This is a genomic window from Micromonospora sp. WMMA2032 (assembly GCF_002688545.1).
Classification (GTDB): domain Bacteria; phylum Actinomycetota; class Actinomycetes; order Mycobacteriales; family Micromonosporaceae; genus Micromonospora; species Micromonospora sediminicola.
Genome location: NZ_CP024052.1, coordinates 4755296 through 4772132, shown reverse-complemented (window position 1 = coordinate 4772132; position 16837 = coordinate 4755296). Strand labels below are relative to the sequence as shown.

General features: G+C 74.3%; 14 protein-coding genes and 1 riboswitch. Of the genes, 6 read left to right on the top strand and 8 right to left on the bottom strand.

What is annotated here, in order from left to right:
- Positions 1–19 precede the first annotated feature (19 nt).
- Complete coding sequence (locus CO540_RS22095; protein WP_099163490.1) at positions 20–1420, top strand: FAD-binding oxidoreductase; 1401 nt, start codon at positions 20–22, stop codon at positions 1418–1420.
- 1 nt (position 1421) lies between these two features.
- Here CO540_RS22095 and CO540_RS22090 read toward each other — a convergent pair whose 3' ends face one another.
- Positions 1422–1931: a hypothetical protein gene (locus tag CO540_RS22090; protein WP_091569111.1), complete on the bottom strand. Its 510-nt coding sequence runs from the start codon at positions 1929–1931 to the stop codon at positions 1422–1424.
- A gap of 69 nt (positions 1932–2000) precedes the next feature.
- The gene (locus CO540_RS22085) at positions 2001–3803 is read right to left on the bottom strand and encodes a glycerol-3-phosphate dehydrogenase/oxidase (protein WP_099164893.1); all 1803 of its coding nucleotides are present in this window, start codon (positions 3801–3803) and stop codon (positions 2001–2003) included.
- Between the two features lie 68 nt (positions 3804–3871).
- On the opposite strand from CO540_RS22085, the gene CO540_RS22080 reads away from it, so the two are divergent.
- From CO540_RS22080 to CO540_RS22070, 3 genes are all read left to right on the top strand, one after another.
- Positions 3872–6304: a S8 family serine peptidase gene (locus CO540_RS22080; protein WP_099163489.1), complete on the top strand. Its 2433-nt coding sequence runs from the start codon at positions 3872–3874 to the stop codon at positions 6302–6304.
- 43 nt (positions 6305–6347) lie between these two features.
- On the top strand, positions 6348–7274 hold the full coding sequence (locus tag CO540_RS22075) for a GNAT family N-acetyltransferase (RefSeq protein WP_099163488.1): 927 nt from the start codon (positions 6348–6350) through the stop codon (positions 7272–7274).
- Between the two features lie 62 nt (positions 7275–7336).
- Positions 7337–7579, top strand: a complete 243-nt coding sequence (locus CO540_RS22070; protein ID WP_091569104.1) for a hypothetical protein — start codon at positions 7337–7339, stop codon at positions 7577–7579.
- A 69-nt stretch (positions 7580–7648) separates the two neighbouring features.
- Here the strand turns inward: CO540_RS22070 and groL are convergent, their stop codons facing one another.
- The 3 genes from groL to CO540_RS22055 form a co-directional block, all read right to left on the bottom strand.
- A complete protein-coding gene (gene groL / locus CO540_RS22065; protein WP_018787968.1) occupies positions 7649–9271 on the bottom strand; it encodes a chaperonin GroEL in 1623 nt (540 codons plus the stop codon).
- 273 nt (positions 9272–9544) lie between these two features.
- Positions 9545–10807, bottom strand: a complete 1263-nt coding sequence (locus tag CO540_RS22060) for a hypothetical protein (protein WP_099163487.1) — start codon at positions 10805–10807, stop codon at positions 9545–9547.
- A 110-nt stretch (positions 10808–10917) separates the two neighbouring features.
- Positions 10918–11121, bottom strand: a complete 204-nt coding sequence (locus CO540_RS22055) for a cold-shock protein (RefSeq protein WP_067305333.1) — start codon at positions 11119–11121, stop codon at positions 10918–10920.
- Positions 11122–11344: 223 nt separating this feature from the next.
- Here CO540_RS22055 and CO540_RS22050 point away from each other — a divergent pair, with 223 nt between their 5' ends.
- The gene (locus tag CO540_RS22050; protein ID WP_099163486.1) at positions 11345–11860 is read left to right on the top strand and encodes a GNAT family N-acetyltransferase; all 516 of its coding nucleotides are present in this window, start codon (positions 11345–11347) and stop codon (positions 11858–11860) included.
- Positions 11861–11918: 58 nt separating this feature from the next.
- Here CO540_RS22050 and paaN read toward each other — a convergent pair whose 3' ends face one another.
- The 3 genes from paaN to CO540_RS22035 form a co-directional block, all read right to left on the bottom strand.
- Positions 11919–13592, bottom strand: a complete 1674-nt coding sequence (gene paaN / locus CO540_RS22045) for a phenylacetic acid degradation protein PaaN (protein ID WP_172967906.1) — start codon at positions 13590–13592, stop codon at positions 11919–11921.
- Positions 13593–13953: 361 nt separating this feature from the next.
- Positions 13954–15243: a threonine synthase gene (gene thrC, locus CO540_RS22040; RefSeq protein ID WP_099163484.1), complete on the bottom strand. Its 1290-nt coding sequence runs from the start codon at positions 15241–15243 to the stop codon at positions 13954–13956.
- A 12-nt stretch (positions 15244–15255) separates the two neighbouring features.
- A riboswitch (SAM riboswitch) is annotated at positions 15256–15388 on the bottom strand.
- A 72-nt stretch (positions 15389–15460) separates the two neighbouring features.
- On the bottom strand, positions 15461–16435 hold the full coding sequence (locus tag CO540_RS22035; protein WP_099163483.1) for a DMT family transporter: 975 nt from the start codon (positions 16433–16435) through the stop codon (positions 15461–15463).
- 90 nt (positions 16436–16525) lie between these two features.
- Between CO540_RS22035 and CO540_RS22030 the strand changes: the two genes are divergently transcribed.
- Positions 16526–16834 (top strand): helix-turn-helix transcriptional regulator, encoded by a 309-nt coding sequence (locus CO540_RS22030; RefSeq protein WP_099163482.1) that lies wholly within the window; start codon positions 16526–16528, stop codon positions 16832–16834.
- Positions 16835–16837: the final 3 nt, after the last annotated feature.

Genomic DNA, 16837 nt, shown 5'->3' with positions numbered 1-16837 from the left:
CGCCGGTAGCCTTCCCGGCATGGCCGCCCATCCCCTCCTCGACGACCTGCGGGCCGCGCTCGGCGACGCCGCCGTGCTGACCGATCCGGACCTGCTGGCCGGGCACGAACGCGACGAGGCGGACCTGTGCGCCGCGGGCACCCCGCTGGTGGTGGTCCGGCCGCGGGACACCGAGGGCGTGGTGGCGGCGGTCCGCGCGGCCGGCCGGCACGGCGTACCGGTGGTGCCGCAGGGGGCGCGGACCGGGCTGGCGGGCGCGGCGAACGCGGTGTCCGGCGCGCTGGTGCTGAGCACCACGGCGATGGACCGGATCCGGGAGATCGACCCGGTCGGCCGGTTCGCCGTGGTGCAACCGGGCGTGGTCAACGCGGCGCTGGCCGGGGCGGTCCGGCAGCACGGCCTCTGGTACCCGCCGGACCCGGGCTCGTGGGAGTCGTCGACCATCGGCGGCAACGTGGCCACCAACGCGGGCGGCATGTGCTGCGTGAAGTACGGCGTGACGACCGAGTACGTGCTCGGCCTGGAGGTGGTGCTGGCCTCCGGCGAGGTGTTGCGCACCGGCCGCCGCACCGCCAAGGGCGTCGCCGGGTACGACCTGACCCGGCTCTTCGTCGGCTCGGAGGGCACGCTCGGCGTGATCACCGAGGTGACGGTGGCGTTGCGCCCGGCGCCGCAGGAGTCGCTGACCCTGGTCGCGGTCTTCCCGACCACGGCGGCGGCCGGCGGCGCGGTGGCCGGGATCGCCCGGCGGGGTCTCACCCCGAGCCTGTTGGAGCTGCTGGACCGGACCCACCTGCTGGCGATCGAGGCGTACCGGCCGATGGGTCTGCGCACCGACGCCGAGGCGCTGCTGCTGGCGGCGGTGGACACCGGCGCCCGGGCCGCCGACGACCTGGCCCGGATCGCCGAGGTGTGCACCGGGGCCGGCGCCGACGAGGTCTGGGTGGCCACTGACGCGACCGAGGCGGCCGCCCTGCTCCAGGCCCGACGGCTGGCCCATCCGGCGATGGAACGGTTCGCCGCGGAGACGTTCCCCGGCGGCAACGGCGGCCTGGTCATCGACGACGTGGCGGTGCCGCGCGGCCGGCTCGCCGAACTGCTGGACGGGGTGGCCCGGATCGCCGAGGCGTGCGACGTGCCGATCGGCGTGGTCGGTCACGCCGGGGACGGCAACATGCACCCCAACATCGTGGTCGACCGGGCCGACCCGGTGAGTCTGGACCGGGGGCGGCGGGCCTTCGACGAGATCATGCGGCTCGGGTTGGAACTGGGCGGTACCTGCACCGGGGAGCACGGCGTCGGGCTGCTGAAGCGGGACTGGCTGGCCCGGGAGATCGGCCCGGTGGGCGTCCGGGTGCACCAGGCGATCAAGGCGGCGCTGGACCCGGCCGGGCTGCTCAACCCGGGCAAGGTGATCTGAGTCAGCCCTTGTCCTCGGCCGGGGTCGCCTGGGTGAGCAGCAGCAGGACGTCGTAGGCGACCGTCGGCTTCGGCTCACCCGGGCAGTCCTGGATGGTCACGGTCAGCCCGGGCGGGACGAGCAGCGTCGAGGTCAGCACGCCGATGCAGCCCTGCTTGTACTGCCGCGCCTGGTCGGTCTCCCCGACCAGCGCCGGGTCCGTGAGCATCTGCTGCAACCGCTGCGTCTGCTCGGGGTTGAGCGTGCCGGTCGCGTCGACACCGTCGCCGGCGCAGTCACGGCACTGCCACCGGCCGGTCGGGTCCACGTCGAGCGTGCGGACCGGCCCGTCCGCACCCAGCCGCTGCACCAGGGAGACACGTTTCCCGGCCGGGGTCGGTGCGGCGGAGCCCTGCTGACCGGGTGTGGTGGCCCCTTCGGCCCGGCCGAAGAGTGTGCAGCCGGTCAGGGTGGTCGCCAGCAGAATGCCGGCGGAGAGGGCGGCGACGCGCGACCAGGTTGGGCGAACCACGCGGGAAACCTACACTTCCGTAGGTAGCGCGCACCACCGGCCGAGCGGCCGGTAGGGGTTCCGGTTTCCTCAGCGCGGCGAGGTGGGGAGTTCGGTCCCCCGGTCGGCGGCGAAACCGCGCACGTCCGGCGCGCCGAGCCGCGCCGCGTCGGCCGCGACGTCGTCCGACATGAGCTGCGACTCCCGCTCGGCCTCGACCCGCGCCCGGTAGTGGGCGACCTCCCGGGCCCGGGTCGCCGCGTCCCAGCCGAGCACCGCGCCCATCAACTCCGCGGCGTGCTCGGCCGACTCCATTCCGCGATGACTGGTCTCGATGGAGATCCGGGTCCGCCGGGTGAGCACGTCCTCCAGGTGCAGCGCGCCCTCGGCGCGGGCCGCGTACGTCACCTCGGCGGCCAGGTACTCCGGCGCGCCGGCCAGCGGCGAGCCGAGCAGCGGGTCGGCGTCGACCAGGGCGAGCAGGTCCAGGGTGAGGTTGCCGTAGCGCTCCAGCAGGTGCTCGACCACGCCGACCGCCACCCCGTGCCGGCGGGCCAGGTCGGCCCGGTCCCGCCACAGGGCCGCGTACCCGTCGGCGCCGAGCAGCGGCAGGTCGGCGGTGCGCGACGGCCGGGTCTGCCCGAGCCGGTGCATGGCCCGGTCGACCACGTCGGCGGCCATCACCCGGTAGGTCGTGTACTTGCCGCCGGCCACCAGCAACAGGCCGAGCATCGGTTCCACCACGGCGTGCTCCCGGGAGAGCTTGGAGGTGGAGTCCGCCTCGCCGGCCAGCAGCGGTCGCAGCCCGGCGTAGACGCCCTCGATGTCGGCGGTGGTCAACGGCCGGTCCAGCACGGTGTTGACCTGCGACAGCAGGTAGTCGATGTCGCCCGCGGTCGCGGCCGGGTGGGACCGGTCGAGCTGCCAGTCCGTGTCGGTGGTGCCGATGATCCAGTGGCCGCCCCACGGGATGACGAACAGCACGCTCGTCGCGGTACGCAGGATCAGCCCGGTCTCGCCGACGATGGCCGAGCGCGGCACCACGAGGTGCACGCCCTTGGAGGCCCGGACCCGCAGCTTGGGGCGGAGCCCGACGTCGTTGAGCATCCGCGACATGTCGTCGCTCCACACGCCGGTCGCGGCGATCACGGTGCGCGCGCGTACCTCGAACTCGGCGTCCGGCGCGTCGGCCGGCGCCTCCAGGTCGCGCACCCGGACGCCGGTCACCTCGCGGGCCTGGCGGATCAGGCCGACCGCCCGGGCGCTGGTGACCACTGTCGCGCCGAGGCTGGCCGCGGTGCGGGCCAGCGTCACCACGAGGCGGGCGTCGTCGACCTGGCCGTCGTAGTAGCGGATCGCGCCGGCCAGCGTGTCCGGCCGGAGGCTGGGGAAGATCCGCCGGGCGCCCTCGCGGGTCAGGTGCCGGTGCAGCGGCATCCCGCGGCCCCCGCCGAACACCCCGGCGAACACGTCGTACGCGGCCACGCCGAGCCCGTAGTAGGAGCGGCGGAAGATCCGTCGGGGCAGGTCACGGGCGCCGCCCTCGGCCGGCAGCGGCACCAGGATCGGCACCGGGCGGACCAGGTGCGGGGCGAGCCGGGTGGCCAGCAGCCCGCGTTCGGTCAGCGCCTCGTGGACCAGGTGGAACTCCAACTGTTCCAGGTAGCGCAGGCCACCGTGGATGAGCTTGCTGGACCGGCTGGAGGTGCCGGCGGCATGGTCGCGCGCCTCGACCAGGGCGACCTTCAGGCCCCGGGACGCGGCGTCCAGCGCGGCGCCCGCACCGGTGACGCCACCGCCGATGACCAGCACGTCGAACCGCTCGGCGCGGAGCCGGCGCAGCTCGTCGGCGCGGCGCTCGGCGGAGAGCTGACCGGCCTCGGATCGGGACACGTTGGGGTCGCGCACCCGTCCACGGTAACCGTCCCCGCGCCACCGCGACACGTCCCGGCCGTACCGTGATGACCATGCTCACCGGCCCGCCCGCTGTTCCCGTACCCCCGCCGCCGCCCCGCGAGACCGGGCCGTGGCCGGTCGTCGCGGCGGTGCTGACCGGCCTCTGGGCCGTGCTCGTCACCGTGCCCGGCCAGGTCACCGGCTGGTTGGTCGACCAGGTGGTGCTGGTCAGCGGGCTGGACCGGGCCCTGGCGGTGTGGCCGGTGGTGGCGGCGGCCACCGTGCTGCTGGTCGGCGCGCCCGCACTGGCGTTGGCGCTGGCGCCCCGCTCACCGGCACTGCGGACGACCGGCCGCGCCTGGACCGCCGGTGTGCTCGCGCTGGGCGCGACGACGCTGCTCCGGGTGGTGCCGCCGGTGCACCACGAGGCGTACCTGGCGGCGCTGGCGGTGACCGCCGCGCTGCTCGCGTTCGTCGCGGAGCGGATCACCCGCCGTCGCCCGGTCGTCCCTCCGGCGGCGACCGGGGAGGCGGGCCGGGGCGGGCGGTTCGGGGCGGTGCCGTTGCTGGCGATCGCCGCCGGGCTGGCCACGCTGCTGCCCTGGGCCTGGATCGGCGCGCTGGGCGGGGCGTTGGAGACGCTGCTCGCCGGGCTGGCCGCCGCCGCGCTCGGCGTCCTCGCCGGGGTGCTGCTGGGTCCCGGGTTCTGGGCCGCGTTCGGCGCCGGGTCGTCGCGCCGGCCGGTCCGGGCGGCGCTGCTCGGCGGCCTGGTCGCCGGCGTCACGCTGACGTTGCTGGCCGCCGGGGCCGGGCAGTCCGGCGCGCAGCTCCCGGCGCTGGTCCTGCTGCCGCCGCTCGGTTTCGTGCTGGGCGCGCTGGACGCCGCGGCCCGGCACGGCGGCCGGGCGGCCGGCTCGGCGCCGGCGCGCTGGCTGGTCGGCCTGGCGCTCGCCGGGCCGCTGGCCTTCACCGACCCGGAGGAGGTCACGCTCCTGCTGGCCGCCGCCCGCGACGTGCCGTACTGGGTCGCGGTCGGCACCGGCGCCGGGTTCGCCGTCGCGGCGCTGCTCGCCGTCGGGTACGGCGTGCTGTTCGCCCGGAGCCGCGCCGGCGCGCCCCGGCGCGGTCCGGCCGCGCTGGCCGCCGGCGCGCTGCTGGCCGCCGTGGCGGTGGTGTACGTGGTGCCCGGCCAACCTGGCCTGTACGGCGAGCGGCTGCTGGTGGTGCTGCGCGAGCAGGCCGACCTGAGCGGTCTGCCGGCCGGCGCCCCGGGCCGGGCGGGACGGGACGCGCGGGCCGCCGAGGTCTACCGGCGGCTGGTCGCCACCGCCGACCGGACGCAGGGCGACCTGCGCCGCACGCTGCGCGGACTGCGCCTGAACCCGACGCCCTACTACCTGGTCAACGCGATCGAGACGGACGGCGGGCCGGCGGTGCGGGCGTGGCTCTCCGGCCGCCCCGAGGTGGCCCGGGTGCTGGTCGGCCAGCGCCCGCGCCCGTTGCCCGCGGCGGCGCCGCCGGCCCGGGGCGACGCCCCGGCCCCGAGCGGTCCGACCTGGAACGTGTCGCTGATCGGGGCGGACCGGGTCTGGTCGGAGCTGGGCGTCACCGGCGCCGGCGTGGTGGTGGGCAGCTCGGACTCCGGGGTGGACGGCCGGCACCCGGCGCTCGCCGCCGGCTTCCGGGGCGGCGACGACTCCTGGTACGACCCGTGGGAGCACCGCCGCGCGCCGGCCGACCGGGGCGGCCACGGCACCCACACGCTGGGCAGCGCGGTCGGCCGCGACGGGATCGGGGTGGCGCCCGGGGCGCACTGGGTGGGCTGCGTCAACCTGGACCGCAACCTGGGCAGCCCGGCCCGCTATCTCGACTGCCTCCAGTTCATGCTGGCCCCGTTCCCGCCCGGCGGGGACCCGTTCACCGACGGCCGTCCGGCGCGCGCCCCGGACGTGCTGACCAACTCGTGGGGCTGCCCGCCGCTGGAGGGCTGCGACCCGGGGGCGCTGCGCCCGGCCACCGCCGCGCTGGCCGCCGCCGGCATCCTGGTGGTGGCCGCCGCCGGCAACACCGGTCCGCACTGCGGGTCGATCGTCGACCCGCCGGCGCCGTACCCGGACGTGCTCACGGTCGGCGCGGTCGACCGGAGCCGCCGGCTCACCGACTTCTCCAGCCGGGGCCCGGCCGCAACGGCCGGCAAGCCCGATCTGGTGGCCCCGGGTGCGGCGGTGCCGTCGGCGTTCCCCGGCGGTGGTTACGCCACCCTGGACGGCACGTCGATGGCGACGCCGCAGGTGGCCGGCGTGGTGGCGCTGATGTGGTCGGCCAACCCGGCGCTGGTCGGCGACCTGGACCGGACCCGGCGGATCCTCGCCGACACGGCCACCCCGGCCACGGTCCCCGCCGGCGCGCCCTGCGGGGGCACCCGCGACCTGGTCGGCGCGGGCCTGGTCGACGCGTACGCGGCGGTGCGGGCCGCCCGGGCGACCTCCAGCGGTTAGGAACCCTGTCCATTGCCGCGCCGATGACCTAGGGTCGGCGACCATGGACGTGGAGATCATCGAGCTGGGCCGGGACCGCCTGCCCGAGGTCGTCGAACTCTGCCGGCGGTCGCTCGACCTGCCGGAGGACGCGGCCGAGGCGTCGGCCGTGGTGACCACGCTGGCCGACCGCGCCGCGGCCGACCGGACCGTGCTGCGGCTCGGCGCGGTACGCGACGGCACGCTGGTCGGGGTGCTGGTCGGGTCGCTGTCGGGGACCGATCCCCGGCTCGGCCACGTCGACCTGGTCGCGGTGGCCCCGGCGGAACGCCGCCAGGGGGTCGGTGGCGCGCTGCTCGCGGAGGCGGAGGCCCGGCTGGCCGCGCTCGGCGCCACCGAGCTGCTGCTGGCCGGCAACCCGCCGCACTACGCCTGGCCGGGCATCGACGTGCGCTACACACCGGCGGTCTGCGCCGCGTCGCGGCTCGGCTTCCGGCAGGACCGGACGGCCTGGAACATGACCGCCGAGCTGACCGAGGGGTCACCGGCGCTGCGCTCCACCGAGGCCGCCGAGCAGCGGCTGGCCGGGCGGGGCGTGACCGTACGTCGGGCCGGACCGGCGGACCTGCCGGCGTTGACCGCGTTCGCCCGGGCCACGTTCGGCGGCACCTGGGACGGCGAGCTGGCCGGTTCGGTGGGTCGCCCGGACGCGGGCGCGCACCTGGCCGAGCGGGACGGGGAGATCCTCGGCTTCGCGGCCTGGGGGTCGGCGCGACCGAGCTGGTTCGGGCCGATGGGCACCGCCCCGGCGGCCGAGGGGTCCGGCATCGGCGGGGTGCTGCTGCGCCGCTGCCTGCGGGACCAGGCGGCGTCCGGGATCGGCGCGGCGCAGATCGGCTGGGTGGGCCCGGTGCCGTTCTACTCCGGCGCGGCGGGCGCCCGGATCGAGCGCGTCTTCTTCCTCTACCGGAAAGCCATCAAAAGGGCATAACGCCGTTCACCCTCCATGGCGTCACCCGGGACCTACGGTCGGTAGGCAGGAGGAGGCGGTGCATGAGCACGGATGACGAACGGGCCGACGACCCGGCCACGGGCCGACGCCCGACCGATGAGCTTCCCGGGCAGCTCCCGTTCGACCGGCTCGACGTCGGCGACGCCGAGCAGCTCGCCGAGCTGGCCGGGGCCGACCAGCCACCCGTGGAGGAGCCACGGCAACCGGTGGACGAACCGAGATGGCTGCCGCCCCCGTACGACCGGGCGAAGAAGCGCCGCAACCAACGGCCGCTGCCCACCTGACACGTACGCGGAAAGGGGGCGGACCGCTGACGCGGCCCGCCCCCTTCGGCGTACTGGATGGAGCTGGACTCAGAAGTCCATCTCCCCGCCACCCGGGCCAGCCGGGGCGGCCGGGGTCTTCTCCGGCTTGTCCGCCACGACGGCCTCGGTGGTGAGGAACAGCGCGGCGATCGAGGCGGCGTTCTGCAGCGCGGAACGCGTCACCTTGGCCGGGTCGATGATGCCCGCGGCCAGCAGATCCACGTACTCGCCGGTCGCGGCGTTGAGGCCGTGACCCGGGTCGAGGTTGCGGACCCGCTCGACGACGACGCCACCCTCCATGCCGGCGTTGACGGCGATCTGCCGCAGCGGGGCGTCCAGCGCGATCTTGACGATCTGCGCGCCGGTCGCCTCGTCGCCCGCCAGGTCCAGCTTGTCGAAGGCGGTCTTGCCGGCCTGCACCAGCGCGACGCCACCACCCGGGACGATGCCCTCCTCGACGGCGGCCTTCGCGTTGCGAACGGCGTCCTCGATGCGGTGCTTGCGCTCCTTCAGCTCGACCTCGGTGGCCGCGCCGACCTTGATCACCGCAACACCGCCGGCCAGCTTGGCCAGACGCTCCTGCAGCTTCTCCCGGTCGTAGTCGGAGTCGCTCTTGTCGATCTCGGCCCGGATCTGGTTCACCCGGCCCTGGATCTGCTCGGCGTCGCCGGCACCGTCGACGATGGTGGTCTCGTCCTTGGTCACCACGACCTTGCGGGCGCGGCCCAGCATCTCGAGGCCGGTCGCGTCCAGCTTGAGGCCGACCTCCTCGCTGATGACCTGGCCACCGGTGAGGATGGCGATGTCGGTCAGCATGGCCTTGCGGCGGTCACCGAAGCCCGGCGCCTTGACGGCGACCGACTTGAAGGTGCCCCGGACCTTGTTGACCACCAGGGTGGCGAGGGCCTCGCCCTCCAGGTCCTCGGCGATGATCAGCAGCGGCTTGCCCGACTGCATGACCTTCTCCAGGATCGGGAGCAGGTCCTTCACCGACGAGATCTTGCTGTTGACGATCAGGATGTAGGGGTCGTCGAAGACGGCCTCCATACGCTCCGGGTCGGTCATGAAGTAGGCGGAGATGTAGCCCTTGTCGAAGCGCATGCCCTCGGTGAGCTCGAGCTCCAGGCCGAAGGTGTTGCTCTCCTCGACGGTGATGACGCCTTCCTTGCCCACCTTGTCCATCGCCTCGGCGATGATCTCGCCGACGCTGGGGTCGGCGGCGGAGATGGAGGCGGTGGAGGCGATCTGCTCCTTGGTCTCCACGTCCTTGGCGAGCTTGAGCAGCTCCTCCGAGACGTTGGCCACGGCCGCCTCGATGCCCCGCTTCAGGGCCATCGGGTTGGCGCCGGCGGCCACGTTGCGCAGACCCTCACGGACCAGGGCCTGGGCCAGGACGGTCGCCGTCGTCGTGCCGTCACCGGCGACGTCGTCGGTCTTCTTCGCGACCTCCTTGACCAGCTCGGCGCCGATCTTCTCGTACGGGTCCTCGAGCTCGATCTCCTTGGCGATGCTCACACCATCGTTGGTGATGGTGGGGGCACCCCACTTCTTCTCGAGCACGACGTTGCGGCCCTTGGGGCCGAGGGTCACCTTCACGGCGTCGGCGAGCTGGTTCATGCCCCGCTCGAGGCCGCGGCGCGCCTCTTCGTCGAACGCGATCATCTTGGCCATACGGCGTTGTCCTCCTGGACACTCACGGGCCACCCGGATGCCCGGATGGGCCGTCTGGTGTACGCACCTTGGGGACGTCGCCACCTGGCGACGACGACGTCTCCTCGGTCGGGCCGGACAGCCCGCGACGACCGGCCTCGTACCGCTCCGACGCCCTTCGGGCACCGGCGCGATCGTGGCCCTACCGCCCCGACCTTCTGGCACTCACCGTACGCGAGTGCCAATGACTTGTTTAGCACTCTCCCTAGCCGAGTGCAAGCACGACAGCCCCGCTCAGCCGAGTTCCGCCGCCAGTCGGGCCGCGTTCACCGGGCCTTCCTGCGCCCGCTGTTCGGCGTACGCGACGACCAGCCCGACCAGCTGCGCCAGGTAGGCCGGCGCGGCCAACGCGGCGCCGACCACGGCCAGCGCCACCGCGCCGACGGTGGTGCCCGGCGCGCTCGTCGGGTCGGCCCCGAACACCACCCCGCTCACCGTGCTGACCACCAGGTCCAGCACGGTCGCCGCGAGCAGCGCGCACATCACCAGCGCCACCCGGCCCAGCACCATGCCGAACCGCTGGTGGAACATCCGCCAGGCCCGCCCGATCGGCTCCTGCCGCTCGAACAGGTAGACCGGGCCGAACAGGGCGACCGCGAACCCGACGTAGACGCCGGGCAACAGGCAGAGGCACGCGCCCACGGTGATCAGCAGCGAGGCCACGATGGTCCAGCCCCAGAGACCGAGCGCGCGGCGCAGCCCGTACCGGAGGGCCGCGCCGAGACCGGCCGGCTCACCGGCCGCCTGGCGGGCGACCACCCACGTGCCCGCGCCCCAGCCGGCGGCCTGCACCGGGCCGAAGATCAGCGCGGCGAGCAGGACCACGCCGTAGAAGGCGAACATGTGCTCCAGGTAGCCGTCGGGCAGCACCGGCGCACCGTCCGGCCCGGTCACCGGCTCGTCGGTGGGCACCAGGTAGAGCGAGAGGACCGAGATGATCGCGGCCGGGACGCACTGGGCGAGCAGCACGATCGGCAGCAGCTGCCGCCAACCGCGCCGCACCGCGCCGGCACACCGCGAGAACCAGCCGGCGACACCGGCGTGCGGCGGGGTGACCAGCGGGTCGTTCGGGTCGGCGGGCGGATACCAGCCGTAGTGGCCACCGGGCATCGGCTGGGCCGGATACGGCGCGCCGGGCATCGGGTGGCCCGGATACGCCGGCCCGCCGGCCGGCCAGCCCCAGCCCGTCGACGGGTCACCCGGCGGCGCGGGCCAGCCGGGCGGGGGCGTGGCGCCGGACGACGCGGGCCAACCCGGCGGAGGCGTGGCCGGGGTGGCGGGGTCGGGGTGGGCGGGCTGCGACGCGCCGGGGCCCGGCTGCTCGGGCACGACCGGCCGGGCCCAGGGATCGGCGGCCGGCGCGGGCGATCCGGACGGGCCCGGCTGCCCCGGCACCGGCCCGGCGGTCGGCGGCGTGGACCGGGTCGGGTCGGTCGGCGCACCGGACGACGCCGGGGGCATCGGTTCGGTGGAACCCGACGGGGGCAGGTCGGACATGGGCCCTCCTCAGCGGCAACGGCTGGAACGGCTCATGATCTTCCACGGTGCGGGGCCGCACCGCAGCCCCGGTCGGGGTGGCTCGGCCGCCGACGGCGGGCCCGGCCGGGTCAGGCGATGACACGGACCCGCTCGGCCTGCGGACCCTTCTGGCCCTGGGCGATCTCGAACTCGACCCGCTGGCCGTCGTCCAGCGCCTTGTAACCGTCCATCTCGATCGCGGAGAAGTGGACGAACACGTCCTGCCCGCCGTCGACGGCGATGAAGCCGTAGCCCTTTTCGGAGTTGAACCACTTCACGGTGCCCTGTGCCACGGTGCACTTCCTCACTCTGCGCGGCGTTCCAAGACCCGGGAACCGGCGGACCGGCACCGGCGGCGCACCGGTTTCGGCGATCGGCGACGGCCGCTGAATCGGTGACCGAAATCGCACGCTACACGAGGCGTGACGACCGCGCACGACCACAAATCGGGCATATTCCGGCCCGGAACGCGGCACCCGCGTACGCCGTCCGGGGACGGTCCGGTATGCATGCGACATGACCAGCACGACCGTCCTGACCACCGTCCGCCGGATCCGTCCGGAGGACGCCGCCCGGATGCGCGCCCTCCGGCTGGAGATGCTCGCGGACAGCCCGCTGGCGTTCCTGGAGACCGTGGCCGAGGCGGCGGCCCGCCCGCACGCCGACTTCGCCGCCCGGGTGGCGGCGGTCTCGCGCGGCGACCACACCGCCCAGTTCGTGGCGGACCCGGGCGGTCGCCTGGTCGGTCACGCGGGTGGGGTCGCCGCGCCGGACGAGCCGGGCCTGACGCTGGTCTACGCGGTCTACCTGACGCCGGCCCGGCGGGGAAGCGGGCTGCTGGCCGCGCTGGTCGACGAGGTGGCGGCCTGGTCCCGGGCCTGCGGGCGGCCCGAACTGATGATGGAGGTGGTGGTCGGCAACGACCGCGCCTACCGGGCCTACCAGAAGCTGGGCTTCACCGACACCGGCGTACGCGTCGCGCACCCGCGCATCCCCGGCCTGCACGAACTCCAGATGCGCCGCGCGGCCTGACGGGGTGTTAAGCGGGGGCCCCTTCTCTACCGGAGGCGTTAAGAAGGGGCCCCTCCTTTCACGCGTGCCGGCGGCTCTGCACGACGCGGAACCGGTTGGCCACGTACGCGCCGTCGGTCAGCGCGGAGTTCGCCGCCGGGTTGGCGCCGGAGCCGTGGAAGTCGGAGAACGCGGCCGACTGGTTGACGAAGACGCCGCCGGTCAGGTTGCAGGACAGGTGCACGCCGGCGTCGATCGCCGCCTTCTCGGCCGCGTCCAGCACCGCCTCGTCGGTGGAGTAGACCGCCGCGGTCAGCGCGCCCTTCTCCCCCACCGTCTCGCGCAGGATGCGCAGGCTGTGCTCGGTCGAGTCGGTGGCGATGGCGAACGAGATCGGCCCGAACCACTCCCGCGAGTAGGTCGCCGTGTCGCCGGCGTCCAGCTTGACCACGGTCGGCGTCCGCACCACCGCGCCCGGGAAGGACGGGTGCGCGACGGTCCGCGACTCCAGCACCGGCTCGCCGACCTTGGTGACCTCGTCCAGCCGCTCCAGCACGCCGTCGTTGACGATCGCGCCGGTCAGCTCGACGCCCCGGGCCGGGTCGGCGGTCAGCTTGGCGACCGCGCCGGCGATTCCGGCGGCCACCTCGTCGAAGCTCTTGTGCCCCTGGTCGGTCTCGATGCCGTCGCGCGGGATCAGCAGGTTCTGCGAGGTGGTGCACATCTGGCCGCTGTAGAGCGTGAGCGTGAAGCCGAGGTTGCGGCAGAGCCCGGCGAAGTCGTCGGTGGAGTCGATGACGACCGTGTTCAGGCCGGCCTTCTCGGTGTAGACGGCGGCCTGCCGGGCGTTCGCCTCCAGCCAGTCGCCGTACTCGGTCGAGCCGGTGAAGTCGACGATCTTCACGGCCGGGTGCAGGGCCAGCGTCGAGGCGAGCTTCTCGCCCTGCGCCTCGGGGGCGAGCTGCACCAGGTTCGGGTCGAACCCGGCCTCGGCGAGCACCTGCCGGGCGTACTTCACGGTGACGGCGAGCGGCAGCACCGCGCGCGGGTGCGGCTTGACCACCACCGGGTTGCCGGTGACCAGCGACGCGAAGAGACCGGGGTACGAGTTCCAGGTCGGGAACGTGTTGCAGCCGATGACCAGGGCCACGCCGCGGGGCACCACGTGGAACGTCTTGGTCATCCGCAGCGGGTCGCCCTTGCCGGCGGCCTTCTCCCAGCCGGCCGTCCCCGGGTGGCGGCTCATCTCCGCGTACGCGTAGGCCACCGCCTCCAGCGCCCGGTCCAGCGCGTGCGCGCCACCGGCCTGGAACGCCATCACGAACGCCTGACCGCTGGTGAACTGCACGGCGTTGGCCAGCTCGAACACGTTCTTGTGGAGGCGGTCGAGGATCTCCAGGCAGACCCCCGCCCGAGCCTGCGGACCGGCGTCGCGCCAGGCCGGCAGCGCGGCGGTCGCGGCGGACACCAGCTGGTCGGCGCCGGCGTGCGGGTAGCGCACGTCCAGCGGCACACCGAACGGGCTGGCCTCGGTGGCGACGCTGCTGCCGTCGCCCGGCTGGTCGAGCGGGAAGTCCCCGCCCAGGTACGCCTCGAACGCGGCCTTGCCGTCGGCGGCGGCGGTCTCGCCGTACACCCGGGGGCTGGGCGACTCGGGATAGGCCGACCAGTACCCGCGCTCCGTGATCGCGGTCAGCGCCCGGTCGAGGGTCTCGCGGTGCCTGTCGTACAGGGGGTGCGGGGTCTCCGTCATGCCCGCCATCATGCAACAGGAAGCCACCAGATCAGTAGGGGCGTGTCACAACTGAAGATCGGTCGCCGGCGAACGGATCGGGCCGGAACGGCGACAGGGCCAGCGGGTTTCCGCTGGCCCTGCGCGAGGTTGGTCGGGAGGGACGTCCGCACAACGCCTCCGGCGTTGGGTCGCAAGAACTTGAAAAGTCTCCGGCGGATGCCCTCCCGCACGAAGCATCTTGCGCCGTCCGGTTCCTGTCGTCAAGTCCTTGTCGGCGGGTTTCTGGCACTCACCGCACATCGCCGGTTACCCACCGGTCCTGCCCGATCCCCCACCCGGGCGAGTCCCACCTCCACCGCCCGACCGAGTCGATCAAGGCTCAGGTGAGGAGGTCGGCGTCGCGGGCGGCGCGGAGGCTGGGCTTGATGCGGTGGGTGGGGCCGACCTGGGCGGCCACCGCGTCGAGCGTCTTGAGACCCTCGCCGGTGTTGAAGACGACCGTCTCCGCCGTCGGGTCGAGCCGGCCCGACTCGACCAGCTTGCGCAGCACCGCGACCGTGACACCGCCCGCGGTCTCGGCGAACACGCCGGTGGTGCGGGCGAGCAGCCGGATGCCGGCACGGATCTCGTCGTCGTCGGCGTACTCCATCCAGCCGCCGGTGCGGCGGACCGCCTCCAGCGCGTAGAGGCCGGCGGCCGGGTCACCGATGTTCAGCGACTTGGCGATGCCGGTCGGCTTGACCGGGACGATGGTGTCGCTGTCGGCGTGCAGCGCGGTGGCGATCGGGTTGCAGCCGGCGGACTGCGCGCCGAACACCCGCCAACCGCCGGCCGGCGCCTCGACCAGGCCGATCTCGACCAGCTCGGTGAACGCCTTGTCGATCTTGGTGAGCAGCTCGCCGCTGGCCATCGGGATCACCACCTGGGCCGGGATCCGCCAGCCGAGCTGCTCGGCCACCTCGTAGCCGAGCGTCTTGGACCCCTCGGCGTAGTAGGGCCGGACGTTCACGTTGACGAACGCGGTGTCCTCGAAGTCGTCGGTCTCCACCAGCTCGCCGCAGAGCCGGTTCACGTCGTCGTACGAGCCGTCGACGGCGACCAGGTCGCCGCCGTAGACCGCGGTGGTGACGACCTTGCCCTGCTCCAGGTCACCGGGGATGAAGACCACCGACGGCACGCCGGCGCGGGCGGCGTGCGCGGCGACGGAGTTGGCCAGGTTCCCGGTGGACGCGCAGGCGTAGCGGGTGAAGCCGAGCGCCCGGGCGGCGGTCAGCGCCACCGACACCACCCGGTCCTTGAACGAGTGGGTGGGGTTGGCGCTGTCGTCCTTGACCCAGAGCGGGCCGGTGAGGCCCAGTTCGGCGGCGAGGTGCGGGGCGGACACCAGCGGGGTCAACCCGGGGTCGAGGGTGACCCGGGTGGCCGGGTCCTGGCCGGCCGGCAGGAGGTCCGCGTACCGCCAGATGCTGTTCGGGCCGGCCTCGATGCGCTCCCGGGTGACGGTGGCCAGAGCGGCGGTGTCGTAGTCGACCTCCAACGGCCCGAAGCACTCGTAGCAGGCGTGCTGGGCGGCCAGCGGGTACCGCGCGGAACAGGCGCGACAGACCAGGGCGCGGGCCGGGCTGCGGGTGGTGTCGATGCCGGGTGCGGCGGGAAGCGTCGACGTCATGTCGAGGGTGTCCTCTCATCTTTCCCCGCATCGCCGGGTGCGGCGGGGACGGAATTGGCACCTGCCCGCGGTCGCTCGTCGTCGAGCGCGCGGGTGGTTGCCGGGGCGTCGTCGGGCCGTATCCCTCAGCCCCTCTGGATGAGGTATGCAGTTGTGCCGCCGAGTCTATGCGCCGCTCACGGCCGCGCCACCTCGGGATCCCACGGTGTGGGCCGGCTCAGCGGCCGACCACCGCGACCGGCTCGACCACCGCCGGCCGGTCCACCACGGCCGCCGGCACGAGGGTCGCCGTCGTGGCCCGCCGGGCCGGGGTACGGGTGACCAGGTTCGCCGCCACCAGGGCGGCGACGGTCAGCCCGGCGCCGACCAGCTCGACCGCGCCCGGCCGGTAGCCGCGCAGGATCTGCACCGCGAACGTGGTCACCGGGACCAGATTCATGAACAACGCGGCGTCCGCCGCCCCGAGCCGCCGGACGCCGGTGTTCCAGGCCAGCACCGCGACCACGGCGGCGACCAGCACCGCGTACGCGAGCTGGGGGGCGACCGCGACGAGGTCGGCGGCGTGCGGGGCGTGCTGGACCCCGGTGAGGTCGGCGGCGGCGCTGGCGGCGAGCATGGCGATCGTGCCGGCGACGGCGGTCAGCGCGGTGTAGCGCAGCGGCGACCACTCGGGGAACCGGGTCGCGCCGTGGGTGTAGAACGCCCAGCCGAGCACGGCGCCGACCATGAGCAGCCCGCCGAGACCGAACTCGCCCAGCCCGTCGAGCCGGCCGCGGGTGATCACCAGGCCGACGCCGACGAGCGCGACCAGGGAGAGGCCGAGCATCGCCGGCCGGGGCCGGACGCCGTCCCGCGCCCAGCGGACCAGCTGGGTGACGACCGGCACGGTGGCGGCGAACAGGGCGATCTGCTGCGGGGCCGCGTGCCCGAGCGCGAGGTTGGTGAGCGTGTTGAAGCCGGCGAAGCCGAGCGCACCGAGCAGCAGCACCTCGACCCCGCGTCGCTGCGTGGTCAGGGCGGTCACCCCCTCCCGGGCCAGGAGCAGGGCGACCAGCACGGCGGTGGCGAGCACGTACCGGGCGGTGGTCAGGTTGAGCGCGTCGACCCGGGTGAGCGCGCTGGCCAGGACGGGGAACATGACGCCCCAACTGAGCACCGCGAAGAGCGGGAGGGCGGCGGAACGGGAACGCATCGCAGCTCCTATGTTCGAGTATCGTCGAACCAACGGAGCCGACTCTAGGAGGTTGTTCGACGGATGTCGAACATGGGTTACCCTGGTCACATGGAGCTGCACGAACCCGAGTTGCGCGACGTGCCGGTGACCGCGGTGCTGGCGGCGCTGGCCGACGACGTCCGACTGCAGATCGTGCGCACGCTGGCCGGGGGCGGCGAGCACGCCTGCGGCACGTTCGAGTTCGGCGTCTCCAAGGCCACCCGCAGCCACCACCTCAGGGTGCTGCGCGAGGCCGGCGTCACCCGCACCCGCGTCGCCGGCACCAGCCGATACGTGCGCCTGCGCCGCGAGGAACTGGACCGCCTCTACCCGGGCCTGCTCGACGCGGTCCTCGCCGCGCCCGACCGGGTGGCATGATCA

What these genes read in the sequence shown, in the direction of transcription:
- CO540_RS22095 (WP_099163490.1), top strand. Translation starts at nt 20, where the DNA reads ATGGCCGCCCATCCCCTCCTCGACGACCTGCGGGCCGCGCTCGGCGAC.
- CO540_RS22080 (WP_099163489.1), top strand. Translation starts at nt 3,872, where the DNA reads ATGACCATGCTCACCGGCCCGCCCGCTGTTCCCGTACCCCCGCCGCCG.
- CO540_RS22075 (WP_099163488.1), top strand. Translation starts at nt 6,348, where the DNA reads ATGGACGTGGAGATCATCGAGCTGGGCCGGGACCGCCTGCCCGAGGTC.
- CO540_RS22070 (WP_091569104.1), top strand. Translation starts at nt 7,337, where the DNA reads ATGAGCACGGATGACGAACGGGCCGACGACCCGGCCACGGGCCGACGC.
- groL (WP_018787968.1), bottom strand. Translation starts at nt 9,271, where the DNA reads ATGGCCAAGATGATCGCGTTCGACGAAGAGGCGCGCCGCGGCCTCGAG.
- CO540_RS22060 (WP_099163487.1), bottom strand. Translation starts at nt 10,807, where the DNA reads ATGTCCGACCTGCCCCCGTCGGGTTCCACCGAACCGATGCCCCCGGCG.
- CO540_RS22050 (WP_099163486.1), top strand. Translation starts at nt 11,345, where the DNA reads ATGACCAGCACGACCGTCCTGACCACCGTCCGCCGGATCCGTCCGGAG.
- paaN (WP_172967906.1), bottom strand. Translation starts at nt 13,592, where the DNA reads ATGACGGAGACCCCGCACCCCCTGTACGACAGGCACCGCGAGACCCTC.
- thrC (WP_099163484.1), bottom strand. Translation starts at nt 15,243, where the DNA reads ATGACGTCGACGCTTCCCGCCGCACCCGGCATCGACACCACCCGCAGC.
- CO540_RS22035 (WP_099163483.1), bottom strand. Translation starts at nt 16,435, where the DNA reads ATGCGTTCCCGTTCCGCCGCCCTCCCGCTCTTCGCGGTGCTCAGTTGG.
- CO540_RS22030 (WP_099163482.1), top strand. Translation starts at nt 16,526, where the DNA reads ATGGAGCTGCACGAACCCGAGTTGCGCGACGTGCCGGTGACCGCGGTG.